General features: G+C 63.5%; 22 protein-coding genes. 11 read left to right on the top strand and 11 right to left on the bottom strand.

Annotated features, from left to right (window positions below):
* From K7431_RS07860 to K7431_RS07815, 10 genes are all read left to right on the top strand, one after another.
* Complete coding sequence (locus K7431_RS07860; protein ID WP_015886552.1) at positions 1–1,290, top strand: DotU family type VI secretion system protein; 1,290 nt, start codon at positions 1–3, stop codon at positions 1,288–1,290.
* Entirely contained in the window at positions 1,287–4,787 is a 3,501-nt protein-coding gene (gene tssM, locus K7431_RS07855) for a type VI secretion system membrane subunit TssM (protein ID WP_015886551.1), read from the top strand. Before K7431_RS07860 ends, tssM begins: the two co-directional genes overlap by 4 nt.
* Complete coding sequence (tagF, locus tag K7431_RS07850; RefSeq protein WP_015886550.1) at positions 4,784–5,437, top strand: type VI secretion system-associated protein TagF; 654 nt, start codon at positions 4,784–4,786, stop codon at positions 5,435–5,437. The genes tssM and tagF overlap by 4 nt, the downstream gene beginning before the upstream one ends.
* Entirely contained in the window at positions 5,438–6,157 is a 720-nt protein-coding gene (locus K7431_RS07845; protein WP_015886549.1) for a PP2C family protein-serine/threonine phosphatase, read from the top strand.
* Positions 6,154–9,129: a serine/threonine-protein kinase gene (locus K7431_RS07840; protein ID WP_015886548.1), complete on the top strand. Its 2,976-nt coding sequence runs from the start codon at positions 6,154–6,156 to the stop codon at positions 9,127–9,129. The genes K7431_RS07845 and K7431_RS07840 overlap by 4 nt, the downstream gene beginning before the upstream one ends.
* A complete protein-coding gene (locus K7431_RS07835) occupies positions 9,129–9,833 on the top strand; it encodes an ABC transporter ATP-binding protein (RefSeq protein ID WP_015886547.1) in 705 nt (234 codons plus the stop codon). Before K7431_RS07840 ends, K7431_RS07835 begins: the two co-directional genes overlap by 1 nt.
* A complete protein-coding gene (locus tag K7431_RS07830) occupies positions 9,833–11,017 on the top strand; it encodes an ABC transporter permease (RefSeq protein WP_015886546.1) in 1,185 nt (394 codons plus the stop codon). Before K7431_RS07835 ends, K7431_RS07830 begins: the two co-directional genes overlap by 1 nt.
* Positions 11,010–12,734, top strand: coding sequence for a formylglycine-generating enzyme family protein (locus K7431_RS07825; protein WP_015886545.1), 1,725 nt, complete (start codon positions 11,010–11,012; stop codon positions 12,732–12,734). Before K7431_RS07830 ends, K7431_RS07825 begins: the two co-directional genes overlap by 8 nt.
* An 84-nt stretch (positions 12,735–12,818) precedes the next feature.
* A complete protein-coding gene (tagQ, locus tag K7431_RS07820) occupies positions 12,819–13,745 on the top strand; it encodes a type VI secretion system-associated lipoprotein TagQ (RefSeq protein WP_043206064.1) in 927 nt (308 codons plus the stop codon).
* A 124-nt stretch (positions 13,746–13,869) separates the two neighbouring features.
* Complete coding sequence (locus K7431_RS07815) at positions 13,870–14,244, top strand: hypothetical protein (RefSeq protein ID WP_043206343.1); 375 nt, start codon at positions 13,870–13,872, stop codon at positions 14,242–14,244.
* Between the two features lie 108 nt (positions 14,245–14,352).
* On the opposite strand, the gene K7431_RS07810 is transcribed toward K7431_RS07815, so the two are convergent.
* The 6 genes from K7431_RS07810 to exbB all read right to left on the bottom strand — a co-directional run bounded on the left by K7431_RS07810 (position 14,353) and on the right by exbB (position 21,150).
* Positions 14,353–15,753: an aminoacyl-tRNA deacylase and HDOD domain-containing protein gene (locus K7431_RS07810; RefSeq protein WP_015886542.1), complete on the bottom strand. Its 1,401-nt coding sequence runs from the start codon at positions 15,751–15,753 to the stop codon at positions 14,353–14,355.
* Between the two features lie 77 nt (positions 15,754–15,830).
* Positions 15,831–17,906: an ATP-dependent DNA helicase RecG gene (recG, locus tag K7431_RS07805; RefSeq protein WP_015886541.1), complete on the bottom strand. Its 2,076-nt coding sequence runs from the start codon at positions 17,904–17,906 to the stop codon at positions 15,831–15,833.
* Positions 17,907–17,914: 8 nt separating this feature from the next.
* Positions 17,915–18,835, bottom strand: a complete 921-nt coding sequence (locus tag K7431_RS07800; protein WP_015886540.1) for a hydrogen peroxide-inducible genes activator — start codon at positions 18,833–18,835, stop codon at positions 17,915–17,917.
* 168 nt (positions 18,836–19,003) lie between these two features.
* Positions 19,004–19,753: a TonB family protein gene (locus K7431_RS07795; protein ID WP_015886539.1), complete on the bottom strand. Its 750-nt coding sequence runs from the start codon at positions 19,751–19,753 to the stop codon at positions 19,004–19,006.
* Positions 19,750–20,175, bottom strand: coding sequence for a TonB system transport protein ExbD (exbD, locus tag K7431_RS07790; protein WP_003195519.1), 426 nt, complete (start codon positions 20,173–20,175; stop codon positions 19,750–19,752). Before exbD ends, K7431_RS07795 begins: the two co-directional genes overlap by 4 nt.
* 6 nt (positions 20,176–20,181) lie before the next feature.
* On the bottom strand, positions 20,182–21,150 hold the full coding sequence (gene exbB, locus K7431_RS07785) for a tonB-system energizer ExbB (RefSeq protein WP_015886538.1): 969 nt from the start codon (positions 21,148–21,150) through the stop codon (positions 20,182–20,184).
* Positions 21,151–21,336: 186 nt separating this feature from the next.
* On the opposite strand from exbB, the gene K7431_RS07780 reads away from it, so the two are divergent.
* Positions 21,337–22,188 carry an SDR family oxidoreductase gene (locus K7431_RS07780; protein ID WP_043206063.1) on the top strand — a complete coding sequence of 284 codons (852 nt, stop codon included), beginning with the start codon at positions 21,337–21,339 and terminating at the stop codon, positions 22,186–22,188.
* Positions 22,189–22,313: 125 nt separating this feature from the next.
* Here the strand turns inward: K7431_RS07780 and K7431_RS07775 are convergent, their stop codons facing one another.
* The 5 genes from K7431_RS07775 to gmk form a co-directional block, all read right to left on the bottom strand.
* Positions 22,314–23,057: a hypothetical protein gene (locus K7431_RS07775; RefSeq protein ID WP_043206061.1), complete on the bottom strand. Its 744-nt coding sequence runs from the start codon at positions 23,055–23,057 to the stop codon at positions 22,314–22,316.
* Positions 23,058–23,113: 56 nt separating this feature from the next.
* The gene (locus tag K7431_RS07770) at positions 23,114–23,494 is read right to left on the bottom strand and encodes a RidA family protein (RefSeq protein WP_003176922.1); all 381 of its coding nucleotides are present in this window, start codon (positions 23,492–23,494) and stop codon (positions 23,114–23,116) included.
* A 36-nt stretch (positions 23,495–23,530) separates the two neighbouring features.
* A complete protein-coding gene (gene spoT / locus K7431_RS07765) occupies positions 23,531–25,636 on the bottom strand; it encodes a bifunctional GTP diphosphokinase/guanosine-3',5'-bis pyrophosphate 3'-pyrophosphohydrolase (RefSeq protein ID WP_015886535.1) in 2,106 nt (701 codons plus the stop codon).
* A gap of 60 nt (positions 25,637–25,696) precedes the next feature.
* Positions 25,697–25,960: a DNA-directed RNA polymerase subunit omega gene (gene rpoZ, locus K7431_RS07760; RefSeq protein ID WP_003176920.1), complete on the bottom strand. Its 264-nt coding sequence runs from the start codon at positions 25,958–25,960 to the stop codon at positions 25,697–25,699.
* A gap of 167 nt (positions 25,961–26,127) precedes the next feature.
* On the bottom strand, positions 26,128–26,748 hold the full coding sequence (gmk, locus tag K7431_RS07755; RefSeq protein WP_010168203.1) for a guanylate kinase: 621 nt from the start codon (positions 26,746–26,748) through the stop codon (positions 26,128–26,130).
* Positions 26,749–26,753 lie beyond the last annotated feature (5 nt).

Raw genomic sequence — 26,753 nt, 5'->3', positions numbered from 1 at the left:
ATGCATCCCAATGATGATGACCGCACTCAGTTCATGCCGCGTCCGGGTGGCCGGGCGCCGGAACCGGTGCGTGCCGAACCTTCGCCGCTGGCCATGCCGGCCGCGCCGATGCTCACCGGCAAGAGCCAGGGCCTCAACCCGCTGGAAAGCGCCGCCGGCCCCTTGCTGGCGCTGCTGACGCGCCTGCGCAACACCATCGCCCACCCGGCACCGGCCAGTCTGCGCGCACAGTTGTTGGCTTACTTGCGCCAGTTCGAAGAGCGCGCCGAAGCGGCCGGTATCGCCCGCAACGAAGTGCTGCTGGCCCGTTACGCGCTGTGCACCGCGCTGGATGAAGCGGTATTGAGCACGCCTTGGGGCAGCACCAGTGATTGGGGCAAGCAGAGCCTGCTGATCACCGTGCACAACGAAGCCTGGGGTGGCGAAAAAGTCTTCCAGTTGCTCGACCACTGCCTGCAAAGCCCGCGGGAACGCCTGTACCTGCTGGAGTTGTTGTACCTGTGCATGTGCCTGGGTTTCGAAGGCCGCTACCGCGTGATGAACGACGGTCGCAGCCACTTGGAAGCCCTGCGCGAGCGCACCGCCGCGGCCATTCGCAGTGCGCGTGGTGAACACGAGCGTGAGCTGTCGCCGCACTGGCGCGGCGTGACCGTGGCCCGTGATCGCCTGGCGCAATTCATGCCGCCGTGGATCGCCGTGGCCATCGGCGTCGCGCTCCTGCTGGCGTTGCTGTTTGGTTTGCGTTTGAAGCTGGCGTCGGATGCTGAGCCGGTGTTCAAGAATATCCATGCCCTGGGTGAGATCCCGGTGCAGGCCATCGACCGTCCGGTGGCGCAGCCTAAAGTCATCGAGCGCCCACGTCTGGCCGGCTTCCTGGTGGAAGACATAAAGGCGGGGCGCGTTGCCGTGGAAGATGCGGTCGACCGTTCGGTGGTCACCATCCGTGGCGATGAGCTGTTTGCGTCCGCCAGCTCCAGCATCGTCGATGACTACCAGCCGCTGATGCTGCGCATCGCCGACGCCATCCGCAAGGTCAAGGGCCAGGTGCGGGTGACCGGGCACAGTGACAACCGCCCGATTGCCACGCTGCGTTTCCCGTCCAACTGGGCGCTGTCCGAAGCGCGGGCCAAGTCGGTGCTGGACATCCTCGCGGCCAAGACCGGCCAGGCAGACCGCTTCAGCGCCGAGGGCCGCAGCGACACCGAGCCGGTGGCGACCAACGCCACCGCCGAAGGCCGTGCCCGCAATCGTCGGGTTGAAATCACCGTATTGGCGGAGGGCGTCGAGTGAAGGCGTTTTTCAGTTTCATGATTCGCTGGGTGATCCCCGTGCTGGGCCTGATCGCCCTGAGCCTGATCATCTGGTTTGTCGGGCCGTTGCTCGATGTGCTGGTGCCGGAAGGGCGCCGTTGGGCGCTGATCATTCTGGTGTTTGCGGTATGGATTGCCTACCGCGTGTTCCGCATCATCCAGGCCCGCCGCCAGGCCGCCGAAGTGATGCGCAGCCTGGCCGCGCAAACCCCGGCCGACCCCAACAGCACCGCTACCGCCGAAGAACTCACCACCCTGCGCCAGCGCATGGACGAGGCCCTGGCGCTGCTGAAAAAGGCCAAGCTGGGTGGCGATGAACGCCGCAACCTCTACGAGCTGCCGTGGTACGTGATCATCGGCCCGCCGGGTTCGGGCAAGACCACGGCGCTGGTCAACTCCGGGCTGCATTTTCCGCTGGCTGCGCAGCTGGGCGCCGGTGCCGTGCGCGGCGTCGGCGGTACGCGCAACTGCGACTGGTGGTTCACCGATCAAGCCGTGTTGCTCGACACCGCCGGCCGCTACACCACTCAGGACAGCAACTCCACGGTGGATAAAGCCGCGTGGCTGGGCTTCCTCGACCTGCTGAAAAAGCAGCGCTCGCGCCGCCCGATCGATGGCGCCTTTATCGCCATCAGCCTGTCGGACCTGTTGCTGGGCACCGACCCCGAACGCGCCGCCCATGCCGCCGCCATCCGCTTGCGTATTCAGGAGCTGTACACCCAACTGGGCGTGCGCTTCCCGATCTACCTGATGCTGACCAAGCTCGACCTGGTGCCGGGCTTCATGGAGTTCTTCGACAACCTCAGCAAGGAAGAGCGCGCCCAGGTGTGGGGCATGACCTTTGCCCTGGACGACGGCAAAAACACCGACAGCCCGCTGGCGCATCTGCAAAGCGAGTTCGCCGGCTTGGAGCAGCGCCTCAACGAACGCCTGGTGGAGCGCCTGCAACAGGAACGCGACCCCGCGCGGCGCGACCTGATCTACGGCTTCCCGCAGCAGTTCGGTGCGTTGAAGGATTGCCTGCAAAGCTTCCTCGAAGGCGTGTTCAAACCCAATGCCTTTGAAGAGCGCGTGTTGCTGCGCGGCGTGTACTTTACCAGCGGTACCCAGGAAGGCAGCCCGATTGACCGTCTGATCGGTGCGATGGCCCAGAGCATGAACCTGGACCGCCAGCACCTGGCGCGACAGAGTGGCACCGGGCGCAGTTATTTCATCGAAAAACTCTTCACTGCGGTAGCGTTTGCCGAGCGTGGCCTGGTCGGGGTGAACCCGAAGGTCGAGCGTCGGCGCAAATGGATTGCGCGCGGTGTGCTGGCCGCCACCGTGGCGCTGGTCGTGGTGGTCAGCGGCCTGTGGTGGGTGAGTTACCGCGCCAACCAGGCGTATATCGCCCAGGTCGACCAAAAGGTCGCGCCACTGGGCCAGACCGTGCAGAACCTGAGCCCGGCGCAGCGCGACGTCCTCGCCGTGCTGCCGTTGCTCAACGCCGTTAAGAACCTGGCGGGCGACTCGCCCAGCTGGTCCGAAGGCCTCGGGCTGTACCAGGGCGACATGCTTGAAGCCGAGTCCGCCAGTGTTTACCGCAAGCTGTTGATCGCGGTGTTCGCGCCACGCCTGGTGACGCGCATCGAAGAACAACTGCACGGTGGTGGCAATTCCGACTTCCTCTACGAAGGCCTCAAGGCTTACCTGATGCTCGCTGACACCGAGCATTACGACCCGGACTTTATCAAGGCCTGGATCGCCCTCGACTGGGACCGCAACCTGCCCCGCGATCTGCCGGCGGACCAACGGCAGGCCCTGGCCGGGCATTTGCAGGCGCTGTTCGAACGTCATCCGCCGAGCGCACGCCTCGACCCACGTTTGATTGATGACCTGCGTCGCCAGTTGCAACAACTGCCGGTGGCCCAGCGCGTCTACGACCGGGTCAAGCGCCAGAAACTGCCCGAGGGCATCCCGGACTTTCGCATCAACGAAGCCGCCGGTCGTGACGCAGCGCTGGTGTTCAGCCGCAAAAGCGGCAAGCCGCTGGGCGAGCCGTTGAGTGGTTTCTTCACCGCCAAAGGCTATCGCCAGGCGTTCCTGCTGAGCAGCCTGAACCAGACCGGCACCCTCGCCGAAGAGCAGTGGGTGTTGGGCCACGAACAGGCCGACCAACAGAACGTGGTGAGCCTGGCCGCCGACGTGCGCCGCCTGTATTTCCAGGATTACCAGCGCCAGTGGGATGCCTTGCTCGCGGACATCGACTTCGTGCCGATCACCAGCGTGGCCCAGGCGGCCGACGTGCTGCGGGTGATTTCCGGCCCGACCTCGCCGCTGAAAAAACTGCTGGTGGCCGTGGCCAAGGAAACCGATCTGCAAGCCGAAGAACGCCAGCTGGCCGCCAAAGGTGTGCCGGTGGAAGGGGGCGTCGACAAACTCAAGGAGCGCCTGGGCAGCCTGCTCGGCCAGGAGCAACCGACCGCCAATACGCCCGTCGCTGCGGATGATCCGGTGACCGCGCACTTCGCCGAACTCAACAGCATCGTCAGCAAGAACGAAGGCGAGCCGGCGGCCATCGATGGCCTGCTCACCGACATGAATGCGCTGTATGTGCAGGTCAGCGCCATGGTAGGCGCCAGCGGCGATGCGTTGCTCGGCGAAGCAAAGAACCAGGCGGCGGCTGCGGCCACACGGGTCAGCCTGAATGCCGAGCGCCAGCCGCCGTTGGTGCAGGGCATGGTCAAGTCGGTGGTCAACTCCACCACCAACAGCATGATGGGCGGCGTGCGTAACCAGTTGAACGCGGCCTGGGTCAGTGAAGTGGTCAACGTGTATCGCCAGTCGCTGGCCGGGCGTTACCCGATGTCGCCGGGCAGTGCGCGGGATGCCACCCTGGATGACTTCGGCCAGTTCTTTGGGGTGGGCGGGGTGATGGACAACTACTTCCGCAAATACCTGCAGCCCTACGTGGACACCTCCGCGCAGACCTGGCGCTGGCAACCGGGCGCCGCACAGAAACTCGGGATTGCACCGGGTGTGCTGCAAACCTTCCAGCGTGCGGCGACGATCCGCGATGCGTTCTTCCGCGCCGGGGGGACCCAGCCGATTGTGCGGTTCGAACTCAAGCCGGTGTCGATGGACCCGACTATCACGCAGTTTTTGCTTGACCTCGACGGCCAGCAATTGAGCTACGACCACGGCCCCAGCCGCCCGGTGGCGATGCAATGGCCGAACCCTGGCAGTATTGGCGTGGTGCGCATTTCGATCATGCCGCCATCGGCCAGTGGCCGTTCGGGCGTGACTCTGGACGGGCCGTGGGCCTGGTTCCGCTTGCTCGAGCAATCGGACCTCACCGCCGGTAATTCGCCGGACCGTTTCAACCTGCGCCTGCGCGTCGACGGTGCGAGCATCGCCTACGAGCTGCGCGCCAACAGTGCCTTCAACCCGTTCAAGAGCCGCGTGCTCAGCGGCTTCAGCCTGCCGGAGCGGCTATGACGGCGCTGGGTTTCTACGGCAAGTTGGCCAGCCGCGGTGATTTTGTCAGCCGCGCCTTGCCCCAGAGTTTTATCGGCCCGTGGGACAGCTGGCTGGCGGCGGGTTTGCTTGCCAGCCAAAACAGCCTCGGCGGTGATTGGCTCAACACGTACTTGGTCAGCCCGCTGTGGCGCTTTGTGCTGGCGCCCGGCGTGTGTGGGCCGGACGCGGCGGCGGGCGTGGTGATGCCGAGCATCGATCGGGTCGGCCGCTACTTTCCGCTGGCGGTGGTGGCGTTGCTCGATCACGCCACCAACCCGGCCTCGCTGGTGGGCGGGCCGGACAGCTGGTTCGAGCAGGCCGAAGCGCTGTTGCTCAGCACCCTGGATACCGGTGCCACCTTCGAACGCTTCAATGACGGTCTCGATAGCCTGGGTTTCCCGGCGAGCGAGCTACGCGCGCAGGACAGCCGTTTCGCCGGTCTGCAGCGGGTGGCCGCCACCGAACCGCACCAGCGCATGACCGCGCTCGCCGAACTGGCCTGCGACGGCGCGAGCCTGTGGTGGGGCCGGGGCTCGCAGGCGATTTCCCCAGGTTTGTTGCGGTGTCAGGGCCTACCCGCCGCCAGCGATTTTGCGCAGTTTTTGCTCGGACAAGAAGGTGTGGTGTAGATGGGGTCGACGTACAAATCCGCAAGCAAAAGCCATGTGGGCATGGTCCGCCAGGTCAACGAAGACGCCTGCCTGGACCTGCCGGAAAATCGTCTGTGGGTGGTGGCCGACGGCATGGGCGGGCATGCGGCGGGGGACTATGTGAGCAGCCTGATCGTCGACAGCCTGCGCAGCGTGCCGGTGGGGCGCTCGCTGGATGAATACACGGCGGCGCTGCGCAACGACCTGATCCGCATCAACGCAGCCGTGCGCGAAGAAACCGCCCACCGTGGCGTGTCCATGATGGGCAGTACCGTAGTGTTGTTGGCCGCCCGAGGCCTGCGCGGCGTGTGCCTGTGGGCCGGCGACAGTCGCTTGTACCGCTTGCGCGACGGTGTGCTCGAAGGCATCTCACGCGACCACAGCTACGTCCAGGACCTGCAAGACAGCGGCCTGCTCAGCGAAGCCGACGCCCGCGTCCACCCACGCGCCAATATCGTCACCCGCGCCATTGGCGTGGAGGCGCACTTGGACCTGGCGGTGGTCGACCTGCTGATCGCCCCCGGTGACAGCTACCTGCTGTGCAGCGACGGCTTGAACAAGACCGTCGAAGACCATGAGATCCGCGAAGTGCTCAGCCATGACGCACCGGATGAAATCGTGCGCAGCCTGGTGCACCTGGGGCTCAACCGGGGCGCGCCGGACAACATCACCGCCATCGTCGTGAAGGTATCGCCATGAACATCGTCATCCCCGGCTACGACATCGAAGGCGAGATCGGCGAAGGCGCCATGGCCAGCGTGTACCTGGCGACCCAGCGCTCGCTGGAGCGCAAGGTGGCGTTGAAGGTGATGGCGGCGGCGCTGGCGGCCGACCCGAGCTTCTGCGAACGCTTCCTGCGCGAGGGTAAGACCCTGGCGCGCTTGTCGCACCCGCACACGGTGACCATCCATGACATCGGCAACGTCGGTGAGCTGTATTACATGGCCATGGAATACCTGCCCAACGGTACGCTCAAGGAGCGCATCGCCGCAGGGTTGACGCCGGAGCAGGGTGTGACGCTGATTCGCCAGATCGCCTCGGCGCTGGGCTATGCCCATGCCCAAGGGCTGGTGCACCGCGATGTGAAACCGGCGAACATTCTGTTTCGCGCTGATGGCACGGCGGTGCTGTCCGACTTTGGTATCGCCAAGTCGCTGGACGACCGCACCCAGTTCACCCAGGCCGGGTTTGCCGTGGGCACGCCGAGCTACATGAGCCCGGAACAGGCGCGGGGCCAGGAGATCGACGGCCGTGCCGACCTGTACGCGTTGGGTGTGGTGCTGTATGAAATTCTCGTCGGCAAGCTGCCGTATAGCGGCACCGACGCGCTGTCCACGGCATTGGCGCACCTGACTGAGCCATTGCCGGAACTGCCGGTGCACCACGGTCGCTACCAGGAGGTGCTGCGCAAGCTGTTGGCCAAGGACCCGGCGGAACGGTTCCCGGATGCAGCGGCGTTGTTGCAGGCCCTGGATAACCTGCCGGCGGAGTCGCCGGAGGCCACCTTGGTGCGGCCGCTGCCCATCCCGCTGAGCTTCGACCTGGCGGGCATGACCCCGGTCACTATCGATATTCCGACCGATAAACCACAGCCGCAACCTGTCGCGCGCCAGCCGGTGGTGACACCGACGCAACACAACGCCGTGTCCGAGCAGCGCCGTGGGCCGGTGATGGCGCTGGCGGCGGTTGCGGTGGCGGTGGCCTTGGCCATCGGTGGTGCCAGTTACTGGTGGTTGAGCGGTAGCGATAAGCCCGTCGCCAAGCCGCCGGCTGCGGTGGTGCCGACGGTGGCGCCGCCTGTTCCCGACGTCGACGGCGGCCAGCGTCCGTTATTGATGGCAGGTAAGAAGACACTGTTCCAGCGCGTCCTGAGTAAGCCGGGCGCCAAGCTTTCCTCTGACGCAGGCAGCGCGCCGGGCAAAGCCCTGCCGGCGTTTTCCGTGCTCTATGTCTACCAACGCAAGGACGTCGACGGCAGCCCGTGGGTACGCGTCGGTGCCGCCACCGATGGGCGCAGCGACGGTTGGTTGCCGGCGTCACACGTCAGCGACTGGAAACAGAGCCTGGTGCTCAAGTTCACCGAACGTTCGGGCCGGGCGCCCGTGATGTTCCTGCGCCAATCCGGCGAAGTAGAGAAGTTGTTGGCCGACCCAGCCGCCGCCAAAGGCGTGCTGGCCAAGGCGCAGAAAAACAGCGAAGACAACAGCCAGATACTGGCCCTGGAACCGACGGCCAGCGCGGTGCCGCAGAATCAGTTCTACCTGTTGCCGATCTTCGATTCCAAAGAGACCTTTGACGAAAACGGCCAGCCGGTGCAGTTGCTCAATGTGGCCTCCATCGACCCCGGCAGCAGCGCAGCCGCCAAGCCCTCGACGCCGGTGATCAAGGCCAACGCCGATGCCTTCCGTACCGCCGTGGTGTTGGTGGTCGACACCACCGTGTCGATGCAGCCCTACATCGACCAGATTCGCGACGTGGTGCACGAACTGCAAACCCGCATCGCCGAGCGTGGCGAGTTGGACAGTGTCAGTTTCGGCATGGTGGGCTTTCGCAGCAGTATCAAGAAAACCCCAGGCCTGGAGTACGTGGCCAAGACCCTGATCAGCCTCGACCAGGGCCGCGACCCGCAACGCTTCCTCGACATGGCGCGCCAGGTCAAGGCGTCCACGGTGTCCAGCCACTCGTTCAACGAAGACGCGTTCGCCGGGGTGATGCAGGCGGTGGATGGCATGGATTGGTCCGGCTACGGCGGGCGCATTATCCTGCTGGTTACCGACGCTGGCGCGCTGCGCAAGAACGACCCGTTTGCCGCCACCCAGATGAACGAAGCCGAAGTGCGCCAGGCGGCGCTGGGCAAGCAGATCAAGATCTACGCCCTGCACCTGCGCACCGACGCCGGCAAGAAAACCCATGCCGGTGCCGAGAGCCAGTACCGCATCCTTACCGCCGACGCCAACCCGCAGATCGGCGACCTCTACACGCCGGTGCCGGGTGGCGACGTGCGTAAATTGGGCGAGCGTGTGGACGAAATCGGCACGGTGTTCGCCAACCTTGTTCATCAGGTACGCAGCAATACGCCGCAGCCAGTGCCGTTGTTGAGTTCCGCGCCAACCTTGGCGGATAAATCCGCAGCCGTCGGCTACGCCATGCACATGGATTTCCTCGGTCGCAAAGCCGCGAGCCAGGCGCCGCAACTGGTCAGCGCCTGGACCGCCGACCGCGACCTGACCAACCCGGCACTGCCGGCGTTCCAGGTCTGCGTGATGCTGACCAAATTGCAGCTCAACGACCTGCAACAGTCGTTGAAACTGATCGTCGACGCGGCGCGCAAGACCCAGACTTCGCCCAAGGACTTCTTCCAGGAAATCGCCAGCGCCTCTGCCTACATGAGCCGCGACCCGCAGGCCCTGCGCAAGGGCGGCAACCTGGCCGACGGCGGCATTCTTGGCGAATACCTGGAAGGCCTGCCGTACCGCAGCAAGTCGCTGAACATGACCCAGGACTTGTGGTTGTCGTTGAGCGTGGCCGAGCAGGAAGACTTTATCGACGAGCTGGATTCGAAGATCCGCCTCTATGAAACCTTCCACAATGACGTGGCCAACTGGGTCCGTTTCGGCGATGCCGAGCCGGGCGACGCGTTGTACCGCGTGCCGCTGTCGACGTTGCCGTGATGCTGAACCTGAGCGCGGTGCACAAGAGCCGGGGCGTCGGTAGCCAGCGCTATCGCTTGGTGATCCCGGCGTTGACGCTGCGCGTGGGTGAGCAATTGGCGATTGTCGGGCCCAGCGGTTGCGGCAAAAGCACGTTGCTGGACCTGCTGGCGCTGGTCTTGGCGCCGGACCAGGTCGGGCAGTTCGATTTCCATCAGCACGACATCGCCGGGTTGTGGCGCGGCGAGCAGCAGTCCACGTTGGCCGCGCTGCGTAGCCAGCATCTGGGGTATGTGCTGCAGACCGGTGGCCTGCTGGGGTTTCTCGACGTGCGCGACAACATCGCCTTGTCCCGCCAACTGCTGGGCTTGACGGACGACGGCAGCGTGTTGCGCCTGGCCGAGCAACTGGAAATCAGTGACCAGTTGGCCAAGAAACCGGCAGCGTTGTCGGTGGGGCAGCGCCAGCGCGTCAGCTGCGCCCGCGCCCTGGCCCATGCGCCGCAGCTGGTGCTGGCGGATGAACCCACCGCGTCCCTTGACCCGCTGAACGCCGAGCGCGTGATGCAGGCGCTGCTGGCCCAGGCTCGTGAGCACCGCGCCGCGTGTGTGATCGCCACCCATGACGAACCATTGGCCCGCGCCAGTGGCTTGCAGGTGCGGCGCATCAGTTGCCGTCGCGACACCGACGGCGGCGTCACCGCGACCCTCGGGGAGGCGTGCTGATGCGCATCGGCTTGGTCGCGTCGCTCGCCTGGCAGGATTACCGCAACGACGCGTGGCTGTCGGCCTGTTCGGTGCTGGCATTGGTCGCTGTGATCGCCCCGTTGCTGGTGTTATTCGGCCTGAAATTTGGACTGGTTAGCAGTTTGACCGAACGTTTGGAGACTGACCCCGCCACCCGTGAAATTATTCCGCTGGGCGGTGGTCGATTCAGCAGCGCCTTTATCGAGCAGCTCGGCCAGCGCAGCGATGTAGCGTTTGCGGTACCGCGCACGCGGCAGATTGCGGCGACAGCGCAGGTGGGCTCGTTGAGCTTGGAGATGCTGCCGACGGCGTCGGGCGATCCGTTGTTGAACGGCTTGCCGTTGCCTCGGGGCCTGGACCAGATCGTGCTGAGTCATACCGCCGCCGAGAAGCTGGCGGCGCGGCCCGGGGATTGGCTGGAAACCAGTTTTGCCCGGCAAGTGGCGGGGCGCGTGGAAGCCCAGCGCACGCGCTTGCAGGTGCTGGCGGTACTGCCGCTGGAGGCCTTCGCCCGTGACGGGTTGTTTGCCGATTTGAAATTGCTGGAAGCAGCAGAAGATTACCGTGATGGTCGCGCAGTACCGGCGCTGGGCTGGGTCGGGGAGGCGGTTGGTGTGACCGAGCAGCGTGTGTACCCGGCGTTCCGCCTGTACGCCCGTCGCCTCGTCGATGTGGAACCGCTGCGGGTGTTTTTCGCCGGTCAGAACCTGTTGGTGTCGACCCAGGCCCAGACCATCGCCCAGGTGCAGTCGTTGAGCCGCAACCTGTCGATCGTGTTTTGGATGATTGGCGGTTTGGCGGTGGCGGGTGCGTTTGCGGCGATCTTTGCCGGGGCCCTCGCGGCTGTGGCGCGCAAGCGTCGGGAATTGTCGGTGTTGCGCCTGTTGGGGTTCTCGACGGGTGGGCTGTTGCTGTTTGTGGTGGTGCAGGCGCTGTACAGCGCAGGTTTTGCTGCCGTGCTCAGTGCCGGCCTGTATGGCGTGGCCGAGGCGGCGTTGAATCAGTTATTTGTGCAGGTGCCGGGCGAATACGCCAGCCATCTGTTGGCGCGTCATTACGGCCTGGCCCTGGTTGCAGTCATGGGCGTCAGCGCCGTGGCGGCGGCCTGTGGTGGTTGGCGAGTGGCGCGGATCCAGGCTTCTGAAGGAATCAGAGATGTATAAGTTACTGGGCGCCTGCGTGGCGCTGACCCTGGCCTCGATGGCCTGGGCCGATGAGGACTCTTTATTAGAGAAGCATGACAAGCTCGACAACCCCAAACCGTTGGAAGGCGACGTCAGCCTGCCGCTGCCGTGCGAAGGCAACATGGTGTTCCGCTACGCCTACGTGTTGGCCCAGGGCACCCTGGATGACCGCGAGATCAGCCTCGGCTACCCCTTTGCCGAAGGCGAGGCGGGCTATCAGCAGTCGTTTATTTCCGGCTACCGCCGTGACTTCATCAACGGCCAGTTCACCCTCAAGGACTTGCCCAAAGACTGGAACAAAGTCATCGCGCCGCTGATGCCGAAGACCGACGCCAAGACCCCGCTCAAGCCGATGCTGTACTTCATCGGCAAGTACGAAGTGACCGCCCGCCAGTACGCCCAAGTGATGTCGCAGGCACAGTCGCTGGCCAGCGGCGAACCGGCACCGGCGTGCGATGCGCCGACCGGCATGGCCGGGCGCTTGCCCAAGGTCAAGCTGTCGCGCTTTGAAGCCGAGCGCTTTTCGGCGGTGTACAGCGCCTGGTTGATGAAATACCACCGTGAGTTGCTGCCGGTCAGCGGTCGTGGCTCGTCGGCGGATGACGGCGGCTTGGGCTTTGTGCGCCTGCCCACCGAAGTGGAGTGGGAGTTCGCCGCGCGCGGTGGCCATGCGGTCAGCCGCCAGGACCTGGAAGGGCGCCTGTTCCCCCGCCGCGTCGAAGGCAGTGACAGTGACGGCCCGCTCGGCGATTACGCCGTGTTCAACCAAGTGGCCGGCGGCACTGGCCAGGCTGCGCGCCTGATGCCCATCGGCACCAAATTGCCCAACCCGATCGGCCTGTTCGATGTGATCGGCAACGCGGCCGAAATGGTCCAGGAGTCCTTCCAATTGGTCCACGCGGGGCGCCGTCAGGGCACCTACGGCGGCTTTGTGGTCAAGGGCGGCAACTACCTGGAAGGCGAGGGCACGCTGTTCACCGGCATGCGCCGCGAGTACCCGCTGTTTGCCGCCGACGGCACCGAGCAAAGCAACGAGACCACGGGTTTCCGCGTGGCGATTGGTGCGCTGTCGGCACCGCGTTCGCGCTACAAGGAGCTGTTCGCGCAGTGGCAGAAAGAGGGCCGCCTGGCCTCGCTGACCGACGCCATCGACGACGCCCAGGACCCGACCAAGCGCCTGGACAGCATCATCGCCGCCAGTGTCGATCCCAAGCTGCAAGCTGAGCTGGGGCTGGTCAACGAAGAGCTCAAGCGCAATGTCTCGCTGATCGCCCAGCAACGTGAAGAAGCGGCGGGCAACCTGATTCAGTCGGCCGCGCTGGTGGCCGAGACCATCGCCAACTACAACATCCGCCTGGCCAACCTGCAGAAGAGTCGCCAGCAGGCCCTGGACAACAAGGACGAGGCCAGCGCGCAGCTGTTCGACATGGCCATCGCCAATGGTCGCAGTGCGCTTGATGGCGCGGTGGCGATTTATATCGACAACCTGGCCACCGGCACGCGTTACACCGATGCGGTGATCCAGGCGCAGTTTCAACGGATCAAGGAAGAGTTGGATCGCAAGCCCGTGCTCGGCAAGAGCCTGGTGACGCGCGCAACACTGTTCGTTCGCCATGTCGGCAACTACCGCAAGCAACAGCGGGCCGACCCGGCGACGATCTTGAAGGAATTGCTCGCAGCGAGCGGTCAGCGATGATCGCTGGCTGTATGGCGAGCTTGGAAGGGACTCAGGCGGCGGTGAGCCGTGCTGGGCAAGTCAAACTTAAACGAGAACACACTTATGCTTTTTTCCCGTAAGGCGGTTTCCAAGCGTCACTTGCTGCTGATCGCAGCCGGTTTCAGCACTGTGCTGACCGGTTGCGCCACGTCGCCGGCCTCCAAGGTCACGTCGAGCACCAAGGTCGAGTACTACCCGAACTGCTACGAGCCGGTGCAGCACCTGCGCGCGACTGATTCGGACATGACCAAGTCGGTCGTGACCGGTGCGGCCATCGGCGCTGCCGGCGGTGCACTGCTGGGCGCCCTCACAGGCGACAAGGAAAAACGTGGCCGTAACGCCGCCATCGGTGCTGCAGGCGGCGCGTTGGCCGGCGGCGCGGCGGGTTACTACACCGAACGTCAGAAGCAGATCGCCGATGACAACCAGCGTATTGCCTCGTATGCGGCTGACGTGAACAAAAGCGCCTCTGACATCGACCGCAGCACTGCGTACGCCAAGGCGTCCCAGCAGTGCTACCAGAGCGCGTTCACCAAGTTGGTGGCTGATCGCAAAGCCAAGACCGTCAACGACACCGAAGGCCGCAAGCGCCTGGCGGAAATCGTCTCGGGCCTGAAGGAATCCAATGACCTGATCGTTGCGGTCAACGGTAAAGCCGCCGAAGACCTGAACAACTACACCCAGGCCTACGAGAAAGACCTGCAACAGGTTGGCGTACAGCGTACCGACGTGGTCACCGTGGCCAAGGCCGATGTAACACCCGCTGTGACATCGGGCAAGAAGAAAGGCACAGGCACCAAACCGCCTAAAAAGCCGGTTCTTCCAACCGTACCAACAGAAGCGGTGAGCACCGAGAAGACCTTCCAGACCGCCCAAACCAAGCAAGATGAAAGCAAGAAGGTCGCCAGCGCCGGTAAAGCTCAGCTCGAAGGCAGCTGCCGCGATCCGAACCTGGCCGACTGGGCGCCGGTACCTTGCCCAAACGTTTAAGTAAAATGCTGCTATAAGCGTCAAACGCCAGCCGATCTTCCGCTAATGCGCTAGATCGGTGGCGTTCTTTTTGCAAATCGTTAAACTGCTGCGGCCACTCAATAATTACACCGAGGCCGTGTGCATGAAATTTCGTCTTCTCCTGTGGGTGCTGGGCCTGATGATGGGCAAAGCCAGCCGCACCAATCCCGCCTTCCAGCAGCAACTGGGTGACAAAGACCTGGCCTTCCAGCTGCAGACCCTCGACGGCAAGGTTGCCCGTCACTTCATCGTCAAAGACCAGCGCATCAGCAGTCGCTCGGGTGTTCACCCGGCGCCGGCGTTTGCTATCGCGTTCAAGGACGCCGCCTACGGCTTCGCCACGATGCAGGCGAAGAACAAGCAACTGGCGTTCATGACGGGGATTCAGGACAAGTCGATCCAGATCAAGGGCAACCCGGCGCTGGTGATCTGGTTCCAGGGGTTGACCAAGTATTTGAAGCCGAAGAAAAAGAAGTAGACCGAGGTGGATTCATCGGGGGCAAGCCCCCTCCCACACTTGACTGTGCTCGCAGATCAACCTGTGGGAGGGGGCTTGCCCCCGACAGTGGTCTAACACACTACCGATTCAGCCCTGGCTGAACTGGGACGCCAACTCGCGCAACAGCACTTCAGCATCCAGCACTTTGCCCACCACTTCCTCAGCCTTGTCACGGCTCAAGCCCAGGCGCTCAAGCAGCGCGTCCGGAATCGCCTCGTCCGGCCCGGAGCCAATCCCCCGGCTGCGCAACAAGCGCACCGCCAAGCACACCAGGTTCGGATACTCAGCATATTGCCCGTCGTAGGTCGGGTCGTGCTGGAAGCGCAGGGCGGTGGACAATTCGTCCGGCATGTCCCAGTAGCGCATCAACCAGGCACCGATCTGCTCGCGGCTGATGCCCAGCAAGTGTTGCTCGACATAGCTGTGGCACAGGTGCGGGTTGACCTCCAGGTGGCGGCAGATCAGCGAGAAGTGCGGCGGGAACACGTGGGCCAGCAGCAGGTAACCGAAGTTGTGCAGCAGACCGGCCAGGTAGGTCAGGCCGGCTTCCGGGCGCTGGGCGCGGGGCATGGCGCGGGTCAGGCCTTCGATCACGGCGGCGGTGTAGATGGACTGGTGCCAGTATGGCGTGGCCTGGTGTGGGTGGTCCTTGGGCAGGCTCAGGGTTTTGCCCAGGGCCAGGCCCAGCGCCAGGTTGATCACCAGGTCAAAGCCCAGCACGCGCACGATGGCATCTTCCACCGAGCGGATCTTGCCCGGCGACGCGTAGTAGGGCGACGCGGCCCAGCTCACCACTTGCGCGGCCAGGGACGGGTCGGTCTCGACCACGCCGGTGATGTCATCGATGGTGGCATTGGGGTCGACGCGCAACTTGATGATCTTCTGCGCGGTGTCGGCCAGCGGTGGAATCTCGATGGTCGCTTCCAGGCGTTGCTGGATGCGGCGCGCGGTGAACGCTTGCATCGCCTGGGTGATTTCCTCGCGGTCGTCGTTTGGGCGGTCGAGGTTCGGGCGAATGTTGCTCAGCGGCTCGCCGAATTGAGCGGCGCTGGCCTTGGTCAGCATGGTCTTGAAGTCGTCGCTGGCAATTTCCAGCAGCAGCCCGGCTTCGCCCGAATGCACCAGCAGGTTCGGCTCATTGAGCAGGCTGCCTTCGTACAGGCACGGTGAGCTGGTGAGGGGCGGCAGGCCTGGCAGCAGGCTCAGGTCATGCTTGCCCAGCATGCGCGCGACACGCTCCGGCGACACGGCAATGAGGCGGCGACCGGTCAGTTCGGTGAGGCGGTTGAGGTCGAGCAACTGGTTCTGCGGGAACAGCACCATCAGTGCGCCCACCGCATCTTCCAGCAACACGGCCTGGACCTTTCGCGCAGGATTCAGGCCCGGTAGATCCGCGACTTCCGTATAGGGGATGGCGAGTTTTGCGAGCAGAGCCCGAATGACCGGCGGGGCGGTCAGTGGGGCTGTGGCGAGGGCAACTTCTGACATGGCCTGATCCAATTTCTTACAGTCATTGGAGTATAACCAGCTTGCTACCTATGTTGGTCGGTTAAGTGAGTCAGGCGTCACACTTGGCCGTATTGCTGCCCATGGCGCAACCAGCGATTCAGCAACGGGCTGACATGCTCCGGCCAACGTTCGAGCAAGGCTTGCGCGGCATCGCGTACGGCGGGCAGCAAATCGGCGTCGCGCATCAGGTCGGCGACCTTGAATTGCAGCAGGCCGGTCTGGCGGGTGCCGAGCATTTCGCCGGGCCCGCGCAGTTCGAGGTCCTTTTCGGCGATGACAAAACCGTCGTTGGTTTCGCGCATGATGCCCAGGCGCTGACGACCGATCTGCGACAGTGGCGGGTGGTAGAGCAGCACACAATGGCTGGCCGCGCTGCCCCGGCCGACACGTCCGCGCAACTGGTGCAACTGCGCCAGGCCGAGGCGCTCGGGGTTTTCGATGATCATCAGGCTGGCGTTGGGCACGTCCACGCCTACTTCGATCACCGTGGTGGCCACCAGCAGTTGCAGATTGCCGGCCTTGAACTCGGCCATTACCGCGGCCTTTTCCGCAGGCTTCATGCGCCCGTGGATCAGCCCGACCTTAAGCTCGCCGAGGGCGCTGGTCAGGTCTTCGTAGGTGGTTTCGGCGGCCTGGCAGGTCAGCTCTTCGGACTCTTCGATCAGCGTACAGACCCAGTAGGCCTGGCGACCTTCGGCACAGGCGCCGCGCACGCGTTCGATCACTTCGACACGCCGGGTGTCGGTGACCAGTACGGTGTTGACGGGCGTACGGCCAGGCGGCAGTTCGTCGAGGATCGAGGTGTCGAGGTCGGCGTAGGCGCTCATGGCCAGCGTGCGCGGGATCGGTGTGGCGGTCATGATCAACTGGTGCGGGTTCATGCGCCCGCCCACGCCTTTCTGGCGCAGGGCCAGGCGCTGCTGCACGCCGAAGCGGTGCTGTTCGTCGATGATCACCAGGGCCAGGTTCTTGAACTGCACCTCGTCCTGGAACAGCGCGTGGGTGCCCACCACCATCGGTGCGCCGCCGGCGATCTGTTCGAGTGCGGATGCGCGGTTCTTGCCTTTGAGCTTGCCGGCCAACCAGGCGACTTCCAGGCCCAGCGGCTCGAGCCAACGCTTGAAGGTGATGAAGTGTTGCTCGGCCAGGATCTCGGTCGGCGCCATCAGCGCCACCTGGTAACCGGCTTCCAGCGCTTGCAGCGCGGCGAGGGCGGCGACCACGGTTTTGCCCGCGCCGACGTCGCCCTGGATCAGGCGCAGCATCGGTTCTTTCTGGCTGAGGTCATAGGCGATCTCGTTACCCACGCGCTGCTGGGCGCCGGTCGGGGCAAAACCGAGGTTGGCCAGGTACTGCGCGGGCAGCCGCGTGGCCTTGGGCATCGCCGGCGCGCGCAGGGAACGCATGCTTTCGCGCAGGCGTTGCTGGGACAGTTGATGGGTCAGCAGCTCTTCGAAGGCCAGGCGGTGCTGGGCCCAGTGATGACCGAGGGCCAGTTCGTCGACATCGGCGTCGGCGGGCGGGTGATGCAGGTAGCGAATCGCATCGTCCAGCGGCGCCAATTGATAGTCGCGAGCCAGTTCCTCAGGCAGCCAGTCGGGCAGGCTTTTCGGGCCGAGCATCGTCAGCGTCTGCATGCACAGCTGGCGCAGGCGTTGCTGGGTCAGGCCTTCGGTGAGCGGGTAGATCGGGGTGAGCGTGGTGTCGACCGGAGGCGGTTCATCCCCGGTGATGGCGCGGTATTCCGGGTGATAGATCTCCAGGCCTGACGCACCGGGCCGCGCTTCGCCGTAGCAGCGCACACGGGTGCCGCGCTTGAGGCCTTCCTTCTGCGCGTTGCTGAAATGGTAGAAACGCAGGCTGAGGCCGCCGGTACCGTCCTGAAGCCGCACGACCAAGCTGCGGCGTTTGCCCATGACCACGTCGGCACCGCTGACGGTGCCTTCGACCACCGCATCCTGCCCAGGGCGTAACTGGCCGATGGGCACTACGCGGGTGCGGTCCTGATAGCGCAAGGGCAGGTGGAACAGCACGTCCTGGAGGTTCTCCAGGCCGACCTTGGCCAGCTTCTCGGCCATGGCTTCACCGACACCCTTGAGTGCCGTCACCGACACCTGCGACAGCTCAGTCATACCCTTGCTTAACTCGCAGCAGGCGGCTTGGCCACCGAACACAGGCGGATCGAGTCGGCGAGGATCTCAATGGCTTTTGGCCGTGGGAAGCTGGCGCGCCAGGCGATCGCCACGGTGCGGAACGGCACTGGCGGCGTGAGTGGGCGCACTTCGATCACGCCGGGGGCATAGTGATGGCTGTCCACCGCCGACAGCGGCAGGATCGAGATGCCCAGGCCCGACGCGACCATGTGCCGAATGGTTTCCAGGGAGCTGGATTCCACGGTGGTGTGCTTGGCGCCGTCGTTGCCTTTGGTCAGGGTCGGGCAGGCTTCGAGGACCTGGTCGCGGAAGCAATGACCTTCGCCGAGCAGCAGCAGGCTCTTGTCGTTGAGCAGGCCGGCGTCGATGGTGTCTTTCTGCGTCCACGGGTGGGAGGCCGGCATCAGCACGTAGAACGGCTCGTCGTAGAGCGGCAGGGTCAGCACGTCGGCTTCATTGAACGGCAGGGCGATGATGATTGCGTCCAGCTCGCCGTTGCGCAGTTTGTCGCGCAGCACGTGGGTGAAGTTTTCTTCGATATACAGCGGCATCTGCGGCGCGACGCGGTGCAGTTGCGGAATCAGGTGCGGGAACAGGTACGGGCCGACGGTGTAGATGGCGCCGACTTTCAACGGTGCGGTCAGCTGGTTCTTGCCGGCCTGGGCCAGCTCGCGAATGCTCTGTGCTTGCTCCAGCACCTTCTGTGCCTGGGCCACAATACCTTCACCCACCGGGGTGAGGCGCACGGCGCTCTTGCTGCGCTCGAAAATCAGCACACCGAGTTCGTCTTCAAGCTTTTTCACGCCCACCGACAGCGTCGGCTGGCTGACGTGGCAACGCTCGGCCGCGTGGCCGAAATGCTGCTCTTGGGCGAGGGTAACGATGTAGCGTAATTCTGTAAGAGTCATAGCGGGCGTCCATGAGGTTGCGGGCCAAGCATACCGGCTGCAATCGATAGACGCACGTTATCAGAAGTTTGGTAGGGATTGAGCGGAGAGTAGTCGGGAATTTTCTTGTGCGATGAAACCAAAATGTGGGAGGGGCAAGCCCCTTCCCACATTGCTTCCTGTGTGCCTTTAGCGGCGGCGTTTCTCGATGTTGTACACGAACGGTGCAACGATCTCGATGCTGCCACCTTTGAGCATGTCCGCCGGCGGCTTGGGCAGCGGCTGGGCACGACGAATCATGTCCAGCGTGGCACGGTCCAGGTCGGCGTTGCCGGAGCGGCCGACCAACTCGTAGGACAGCACGTTACCGTCGGCATCCACCACGAACTTCAGGCGGTTCAAGCCTTCCTTGCCACGGGCCTGGGCACCTGGCGGGTATTTCTTGTACTTCTGCAAGTGTGCCAGCAGGGTGCCTTCCCAGGACGCTTTGGCGGCGATCTGTTGTGGCGACGGGCCAGGTACCGGTTGGGCCGATTTTTCAGCCGGCGCTTGGGTCGGCGGAGCGTCGCTCGGCGGGTCCTCGGAGGGTTTCTCCTTGGGCGGCTCGATCTTCTTCTCCACCGGCTTGGGCGGCTGCGGTTTAGGCTTGGGCTTGACCGGCTTGGGCACCTGGATTGTCGGCTTGGGGGCCTCGGCCAGTTTCGGCAGGGGCAGCTCTTCTACCGGTGCAGGCGGTTGCGGCGGCGTTACCACTTTGGGCGGTGCCGGCGGTGGTGGCGCTGGCATCGGGGCCAGGTCGATGACCATGGCGGCCGGTGGCAACTGCACCGTGCGCGGCGCCGACCAATGAAGCGCGATAGCAATCGCGATGGCATGCACGCCCAGTACGACGGCGAGGCTGGTGCCATAACGCGTCAGTTTGTGGCGCGTCGTGATCATTTCTTGGCTGCCGTCTCAAGTCCGACCAGGCCTACCTTGAGGTAGCCGGCTGCCCGCAGGGCATCCATCACGCTCATCAGGTCGCCGTAGTCCACGCCCTTGTCGGCCTGGAAGAAGATCGTCGTGTCTTTTTTGCCTTGGGTCTTGGCGTCGAGCACCGGCCCCAAGGTTTCAGCCTTGACCTCCTCTTCGCCCAGGAACAGGCGTTGGTCCGCCTTGACGCTGAGGAAGATCGGTTTCTCTGGTCGCGGTGCCGGCTTGGCGCTGGACGCGGGCAGGTCAACCTTGATGTCCACGGTGGCCAACGGTGCCGCCACCATGAAGATGATCAGCAGCACCAGCATCACGTCGATAAACGGCGTGACGTTGATTTCGTGGTTCTCGACGAGTTCGTCGTCGCCTTGATTCAAATGCAGGCCCATGGCCGATTACCCCACTTTCACCATGTGCGGTTGCGAGCTGCGCTCGGTAGGCAGGTGATCGAGGTCGCGGCTGACCAGCAGCAGGACTTCCGCCGACGCGTCCGATACCTGAGCCTTGTAGCCGGCAATCGAACGGGCGAAGACGTTGTAGATCACCACCGCAGGAATCGCGGCAACCAGGCCCAGGGCGGTCGCCAGCAGGGCTTCGGCGATGCCGGGGGCAACGACGGCGAGGTTGGTGGTCTGGGTTTTAGCGATGCCGATGAAGCTGTTCATGATGCCCCACACGGTACCGAACAGGCCGACGAAGGGCGCAGTGGAACCAATGGTCGCCAGCACGCCGGTGCCGCTGCTCATGTTACGACCGCAGGCCGCCACCAGGCGCTCCAGGCGGAAGGCCACACGTTCCTTGATGCCTTCTTTTTCGCGGGCGTTGGCCGACAGGCGCATCTCTTCCAGCGCGTCGTGCACCAGCGTGTTGGCCAGGGTGCCTTTCTTGGTCGCGCTTTCGCTGGCTTCCTTGAGGGTGGTGGCCTTTTTCAGATGGACGATTTCGTTACGCAGACGGCGTTTGGCGCCCAGCAGCTCGAAGCCTTTGGCGATCCAGATGGTCCAGGTGATGATCGAGGCGATCGCCAGGCCGATCATGACGGCTTTCACCACCACGTCAGCGTTCTGGTACATGCCCCATGGCGACAGGTCGTGGGCCATGCCCAGGGTGTTATCTTCTTCCAGCACCACACCGGTGTCGTCGGTGGAGGCTGGATCAGCAGCCTGGGCCGGGTCGGTGGCAGCGGGCGCTGTAGCAGGCGCTGCCGGTGCTGCGGCTGCAGGCGGGGTAGCGGGTGCGGTGGCATCAGCGAAGGCGGCGGTCGGTGCCAGCAGTACGCTGAACAGCAGCGCAGCAATCGCGCGCCAGGCGCGGGATGGGCTGTGACGCTTGGTTGGCGAAGCGGGGGTTGTATTACGTGTCATGCTGGCCGGACCTGAGTAAAAAAATGAGTGATCGTCCTTCCAGACCCAGGGGTCGAGGACAAATGGGCGGTTATTATTGCAAGTAATTCTTGTTAACAGAAGTAATACAGTAACTTTATTTGCCCTTTTTCTGGCCGACGGTCATCTGCGAAGGCTAACCTAGACCTTTCAGTAGGGAGTTTTGTGATGTCAGCGCCTTCGGTTGTGATTGCGGGTTGTGGCGATGTGGGGAGTCGGCTGGCCAGCCAGTTGCTCGCCTCCGGCTGGGAGGTGCATGGCCTGCGCCGCGATGTTTCGCGGCTTCCCGACGGCGTGATCGGCATCGCCGGCGACCTGTTCAAGAAAGATTGCCCTGACACCTGGCCGATCGGCGGGGTGGATTACCTGGTGTACTGCGCCGCCGCGACGGATCACGACGAAGCCGGTTATCGCGCCGCTTACGTACAAGGGCTGAAACATGTACTGGAGTGGTTGGGCGACTATGGCCAGGAGCCCAAGCACCTGCTGTTTGTCTCCAGCAGCAGCGTCTACGGGCAGCAGAATGGCGAGTGGGTCGACGAAACGTCGGAGACTCAGGCGAAGGGGTATTCCGGGCAAGTGATGTTGGAGGCCGAGCAAGTGGCGCTTAACAGCGGCATCCCGGCCAGCATTGTCCGCCTGACCGGCATCTACGGTCCGGGCCGCGAATGGCTGTTGACCCAGGTCCGCCAAGGCTACCGTGTAGCAGTCGACCCACCTTTATATGGCAACCGCATTCACGCGGAGGACGCAGCGGGTTTGCTGGCGTTTTTGTTGCGGCACGTGGAAAGCGGCGGCGCGTTGGACAAGGTCTACATCGGCGTTGACGATGCGCCCGCGCCACTGGCCGAAGTGGTGGGCTGGTTGCGCGAATTCCTTGGGGTGACCGAGTGGGCTGAGGACGCCAGTGTGCGGCGGGCGGGCAGCAAGCAGTGCAGCAATGCCCGGGCGAAAGCGTTGGGTTGGACGCCGACCTACCCGACTTATCGCGAAGGCTATGCTGCGATCCTCAAGGGCTGAAACGCAGTCAAAAAATGTGGGAGGGGGCTTGCCCCCGATAGCGGAGTGTCAGCCACAGTTGTATTAGCTGATGTACTGCAATCGGGGGCAAGCCCCCTCCCACATTTGGATTTGCGGCATGGCGGCTATTGTTTTACCAGCAGCCATTGACGGGGGCCGGGGGTGAACTGCGGTACTTCGTCGGCCTGCGCGGTATTCACCGCCTGGAAAATCTCCAGTTGCTTGCCCTTGCGCACAAAGATCCACGGGTTGCCCTGGCCATTGAGTTGCAGCCAGATGCTGTCGTAGCCACCGCTCATTGAGGCGCAATCACCGGCCAGGCACAGCGAGTACCGATCAACATTAGGCAGGCCGGCGACCTTGCCGTCAGCCTGGAACTGCACGATGGCGCCGCTGCCGAAGCCGTCGCTGATCTTCCAGTCGCCGCCCAGGTAGGCCGCGTACAGTGCCTGCTCGAAGTTGGCACCCAGCGGCGCGCCTTCGGGAGCTGGGTCTTTGGCGCGGGCAAACAGCTGTTCAGGCTCGTTGTCGTTGGCCACTTGCAGCAGTTGCTTGCCTTTGCGCTTGAGTTCGGTGGCGGAACTGCCGTAGAAGTCCACGCTCCAGGCGCCGGATTTTTCACCCAGCAACTTGCCTTCGGCCACTTCAAAACCGTTGTAATAGCGCGCTTGCGAGGCCTTGGAATTGACCTCCCACTCGAGGTTCGGGCCAAAGCTCTGCAAGGCTTCACGCAAAGGGCCGCCCTTGGCTGCCGCATCGATGGCGGCCTGGTTGATCCAGGTGCCGCTCACATCCAGGTCCGCAGGGTTGCTGGCGCAGCCGCTAAGCAACAGGGCGAGCATTGATGAGGCTACAAGCGCTTTGCGCATCATGAAATCCTTTCGAAACGAAGTCGGCGCAGCCTGTGCGGGCTGCGCCGGGTGTTTTACTCGATGACCAGAATGGCGTCCATCTCAACCTGTGCACCCTTGGGCAGGGCGGCAACACCGATGGCGGCGCGGGCTGGGTAGGGCTGTTCGAAGTACTTGCCCATGATCTCGTTGACCTTGGCGAAGTGGCTCAGGTCGGTGAGGAAGATGTTCAGCTTGACGATGTCTTTGAACGAACCGCCAGCGGCTTCAGCAACCGACTTGAGGTTTTCGAAGACCTGTACGGTCTGTGCTTCGAAGCCTTCCACCAGTTCCATGGTCTTTGGGTCCAATGGGATCTGGCCGGACATGTAGACGGTGTTGCCCGCCTTGATCGCCTGGGAGTAAGTGCCGATGGCAGCAGGGGCTTTGTCGCTGGTGATAACAGTCTTGGTCATGAATGACTCCTTGTAATAAGTGGGCTCGCTGAAGCGCTATGCGCGCATGCGGGTGATGCGGATGACCCCGGTCAAGGCACGCAGTTTCTTGATCACGCGGGCCAGGTGCACGCGGTCGTGGACGCTGACCACAAGTTGGACCACGCTGATGCGGCCATCGCGCTCGTCCATGCTGATTTTCTCGATATTGCCGTCGGCCGCATTGACGCTGCTGGCGAGCAGGGCGATCAGGCCGCGCTGGTGTTCGAGCTCCACCCGCAGCTCGACGTTGAATTCGCCGGTGACGTCCTTGGCCCAGGACAGCTGGATGCATTTTTCCGGGTTGTGACGGATTTCGGTGATGTTGCGGCAGTTGTCCAGGTGCACCACCATGCCTTTGCCCGCCGACAAGTGGCCGACAATCGGGTCGCCAGGGATCGGCGTGCAGCACTTGGCGTAGCTGAGCACCAGGCCCTCGGTGCCGCGAATCGCCAGCGGGCCTTCCGGGCTTGGCAGCTGTTCGCCTTCGCCGAGCAGGCGGCGTGCGACGACATAAGCCATGCGGTTGCCCAGGCCGATATCTTCCAGCAGGTCCTCGATGGTTTCCTGGCGGTACTCGTGGAGCATCGCTTGCACGCGCTCTTGCGGGATTTTGTCCAAGGCACTGTCGAAACCGTTGAGCACCTTGTTCAGCAGGCGTTCGCCCAGGCTGATGGACTCGGAACGGCGCTGCAGTTTCAAGGCGTGACGGATGTGCGTGCGCGCCTTGCCGGTAACCACAAAGTTGAGCCACGCCGGGTTCGGGCGAGCGCCTGGAGCGCTGACGATCTCGACCGTGGAGCCGCTTTGCAGCGGTTCGGACAGCGGTGCGAGACGGCGATTGATCCGACAGGCGATGCAGCTGTTGCCCACGTCGGTGTGCACGGCGTAGGCAAAGTCGACAGCGGTGGAGCCTTTGGGCAGCTCCATGATCCGACCTTTGGGCGTGAACACGTAGACCTCGTCCGGGAACAGGTCGATCTTCACGCTTTCGATGAATTCCAGGGAGTTGCCGGCACGTTGCTGCATTTCCAGCACGCCCTTGACCCACTGGCGGGCGCGAGCATGAGTGCCCTTGGGCTGCTCGTCGCCGCTGGATTTGTACAGCCAATGGGCGGCGATGCCATTGTTGGCCATCTCTTCCATTTCGCGGGTGCGGATCTGGATCTCGATCGGCACCCCGTGCATACCGAACAGCGTGGTATGCAGCGATTGGTAGCCGTTGGCCTTGGGAATCGCGATGTAGTCCTTGAAGCGGCCCGGCAGGGGTTTGTACAAATTATGCACAGCGCCCAGCACGCGGTAGCAGGTGTCGACCTTGTCGACGATGATCCGGAACGCGTACACGTCCATGATCTCGTTGAAGGCCCGGCGCTTGCCGCGCATCTTTTTGTAGATGCCGTAGATGTGTTTTTGTCGGCCGCTGACTTCGCCCTCGATCTCGTCGATCGCCAGGCAATGGCTCAGCGACTCTTCGATCTTGTTGACGATTTCCTTGCGGTTGCCCCGTGCGCGCTTGACCGCCTGGTAGATGCGCGCCGAACGCATCGGGTGCATGGCCTTGAAACCGAGGTCTTCGAATTCGATACGAATGGCGTGCATGCCCAGCCGGTTGGCGATGGGCGCGTAGATTTCCAGGGTTTCCTTGGCGATGCGCCGACGTTTTTCGCCGGACAGCACTTCCAGCGTGCGCATGTTGTGCAGCCGGTCGGCCAGCTTGACCAGGATCACGCGGATGTCGCGTGCCATGGCCATGGCCATCTTCTGGAAGTTTTCCGCCTGGGCTTCGGCCTTGGTCTCGAAGTTCATCTGGGTCAGTTTGCTGACCCCGTCGACCAGTTCGGCCACGGTTTCGCCAAATTGCGCGCTGAGCGCTTCCTTTGCGATGCCGGTGTCTTCGATCACGTCATGCAGCATCGCGGCCATCAGGCTCTGATGGTCCATGTGCATGTCGGCCAGAATATTTGCCACCGCAAGAGGATGGGTGACATACGCCTCGCCACTGCGGCGGCGTTGGCCGTCGTGGGCTTGTTCGGCGTAGAAATACGCTCGGCGGACCAGGTTGACCTGGTCTGGGCCGAGGTAGGTCGATAAGCGATCGGCGAGGGCGTCTATGCTCGGCAAAGGATGAACTCCTGCCGTTGGCTGTGACCCCGCGCCGTGCTACGTCGACCAGGCATAGGCTTAGACGGCCTCGTTGGACTCGTCCTCGAACGCTGCAAACAGCGGTTCGTCTTCAACGATTTCAGCGTTGGCGATGAACTCGTAGCTCATCAGGCCTTCAGCGATTTCACGCAGGGCTACAACGGTAGGCTTGTCGTTTTCCCACTGGACCAACGGCTCTTTGCCGCCAGTGGCCAGTTGACGGGCACGCTTGGTAGAGAGCATGACCAGCTCAAAGCGGTTATCCACGTGTTCTAGGCAGTCTTCAACGGTTACGCGGGCCATGGTATTCCTCGGAGCGAATGCAAGATGCGCGCTGCCCGGTTGGGCGAGCGGACTAAACAGTTTAAAAAATCACCAGCGTTTAGGGAAGCGCTGATTTTTCGCAGGCCCTCGCAAAACCGCTACAGGCGCCAATGTAAAGCCCTTGCAGCGGTTTTGGGAAGAGCCAATCAGCCGAGCAATTCGGCGAGTAATTTGCCGAAACGCTGCTGTTGGCGTTTTTGCTGGAGCTGATTGGTGCGGAAAATCGCCTTCAAATCATCCAGTGCATGGGCAAAATCGTCGTTGATGATCAGGTAGTCGTAGTCGACGTAGTGGCTCATTTCGCTGACGGCTTCACGCATGCGGCCTTCGATGATCTCGTCACTGTCCTGGCCACGGTTGGTCAAGCGCTGGTGCAACGCCTCCAGGGACGGCGGCAGGATGAAGATCGAACGCGCCTTGGGCATCAACTGGCGCACTTGCTCGGCGCCCTGCCAGTCGATTTCCAGGATCAGGTCGTGGCCTTCGTCGAGGGTCTGCTGCAAGTGGCTCTGCGACGTGCCGTAGAGGTTGCCGAACACTTCGGCGCGCTCGAGGAAGTCGCCATGTTCAATCATCTTGACGAACTCGGTGCGCTCGACGAAGTGATAGTGCACGCCGTTCACCTCACCCGGGCGCATGGCGCGAGTGGTGTGGGAGACCGAGATGCGGATCTGCTCGTCAGCGTCGGTCAGGGCCTTGACCAGGCTGCTCTTGCCCGCGCCCGAAGGGGCGGAAATGATGTAAAGGGTGCCGGTGCTGTGGGTCATGGAGG

The sequence above is a fragment of the Pseudomonas fluorescens group sp. genome (assembly GCF_020093335.1).
Taxonomy (GTDB): Bacteria; Pseudomonadota; Gammaproteobacteria; order Pseudomonadales; family Pseudomonadaceae; genus Aquipseudomonas; species Aquipseudomonas petroselini.
Note: the sequence above shows the minus strand (reverse complement) of the source record. Positions and strands in the feature narration are given on the sequence as shown.

Coding starts and splice junctions, on each gene's coding strand:
- K7431_RS07860 (WP_015886552.1), top strand. CDS start 1: ATGCATCCCAATGATGATGACCGCACTCAGTTCATGCCGCGTCCGGGT.
- tagF (WP_015886550.1), top strand. CDS start 4,784: ATGACGGCGCTGGGTTTCTACGGCAAGTTGGCCAGCCGCGGTGATTTT.
- K7431_RS07845 (WP_015886549.1), top strand. CDS start 5,438: ATGGGGTCGACGTACAAATCCGCAAGCAAAAGCCATGTGGGCATGGTC.
- K7431_RS07840 (WP_015886548.1), top strand. CDS start 6,154: ATGAACATCGTCATCCCCGGCTACGACATCGAAGGCGAGATCGGCGAA.
- K7431_RS07835 (WP_015886547.1), top strand. CDS start 9,129: ATGCTGAACCTGAGCGCGGTGCACAAGAGCCGGGGCGTCGGTAGCCAG.
- K7431_RS07830 (WP_015886546.1), top strand. CDS start 9,833: ATGCGCATCGGCTTGGTCGCGTCGCTCGCCTGGCAGGATTACCGCAAC.
- K7431_RS07825 (WP_015886545.1), top strand. CDS start 11,010: ATGTATAAGTTACTGGGCGCCTGCGTGGCGCTGACCCTGGCCTCGATG.
- tagQ (WP_043206064.1), top strand. CDS start 12,819: ATGCTTTTTTCCCGTAAGGCGGTTTCCAAGCGTCACTTGCTGCTGATC.
- K7431_RS07815 (WP_043206343.1), top strand. CDS start 13,870: ATGAAATTTCGTCTTCTCCTGTGGGTGCTGGGCCTGATGATGGGCAAA.
- K7431_RS07810 (WP_015886542.1), bottom strand. CDS start 15,753: ATGTCAGAAGTTGCCCTCGCCACAGCCCCACTGACCGCCCCGCCGGTC.
- recG (WP_015886541.1), bottom strand. CDS start 17,906: ATGACTGAGCTGTCGCAGGTGTCGGTGACGGCACTCAAGGGTGTCGGT.
- K7431_RS07800 (WP_015886540.1), bottom strand. CDS start 18,835: ATGACTCTTACAGAATTACGCTACATCGTTACCCTCGCCCAAGAGCAG.
- K7431_RS07795 (WP_015886539.1), bottom strand. CDS start 19,753: ATGATCACGACGCGCCACAAACTGACGCGTTATGGCACCAGCCTCGCC.
- exbD (WP_003195519.1), bottom strand. CDS start 20,175: ATGGGCCTGCATTTGAATCAAGGCGACGACGAACTCGTCGAGAACCAC.
- exbB (WP_015886538.1), bottom strand. CDS start 21,150: ATGACACGTAATACAACCCCCGCTTCGCCAACCAAGCGTCACAGCCCA.
- K7431_RS07780 (WP_043206063.1), top strand. CDS start 21,337: ATGTCAGCGCCTTCGGTTGTGATTGCGGGTTGTGGCGATGTGGGGAGT.
- K7431_RS07775 (WP_043206061.1), bottom strand. CDS start 23,057: ATGCGCAAAGCGCTTGTAGCCTCATCAATGCTCGCCCTGTTGCTTAGC.
- K7431_RS07770 (WP_003176922.1), bottom strand. CDS start 23,494: ATGACCAAGACTGTTATCACCAGCGACAAAGCCCCTGCTGCCATCGGC.
- rpoZ (WP_003176920.1), bottom strand. CDS start 25,960: ATGGCCCGCGTAACCGTTGAAGACTGCCTAGAACACGTGGATAACCGC.
- gmk (WP_010168203.1), bottom strand. CDS start 26,748: ATGACCCACAGCACCGGCACCCTTTACATCATTTCCGCCCCTTCGGGC.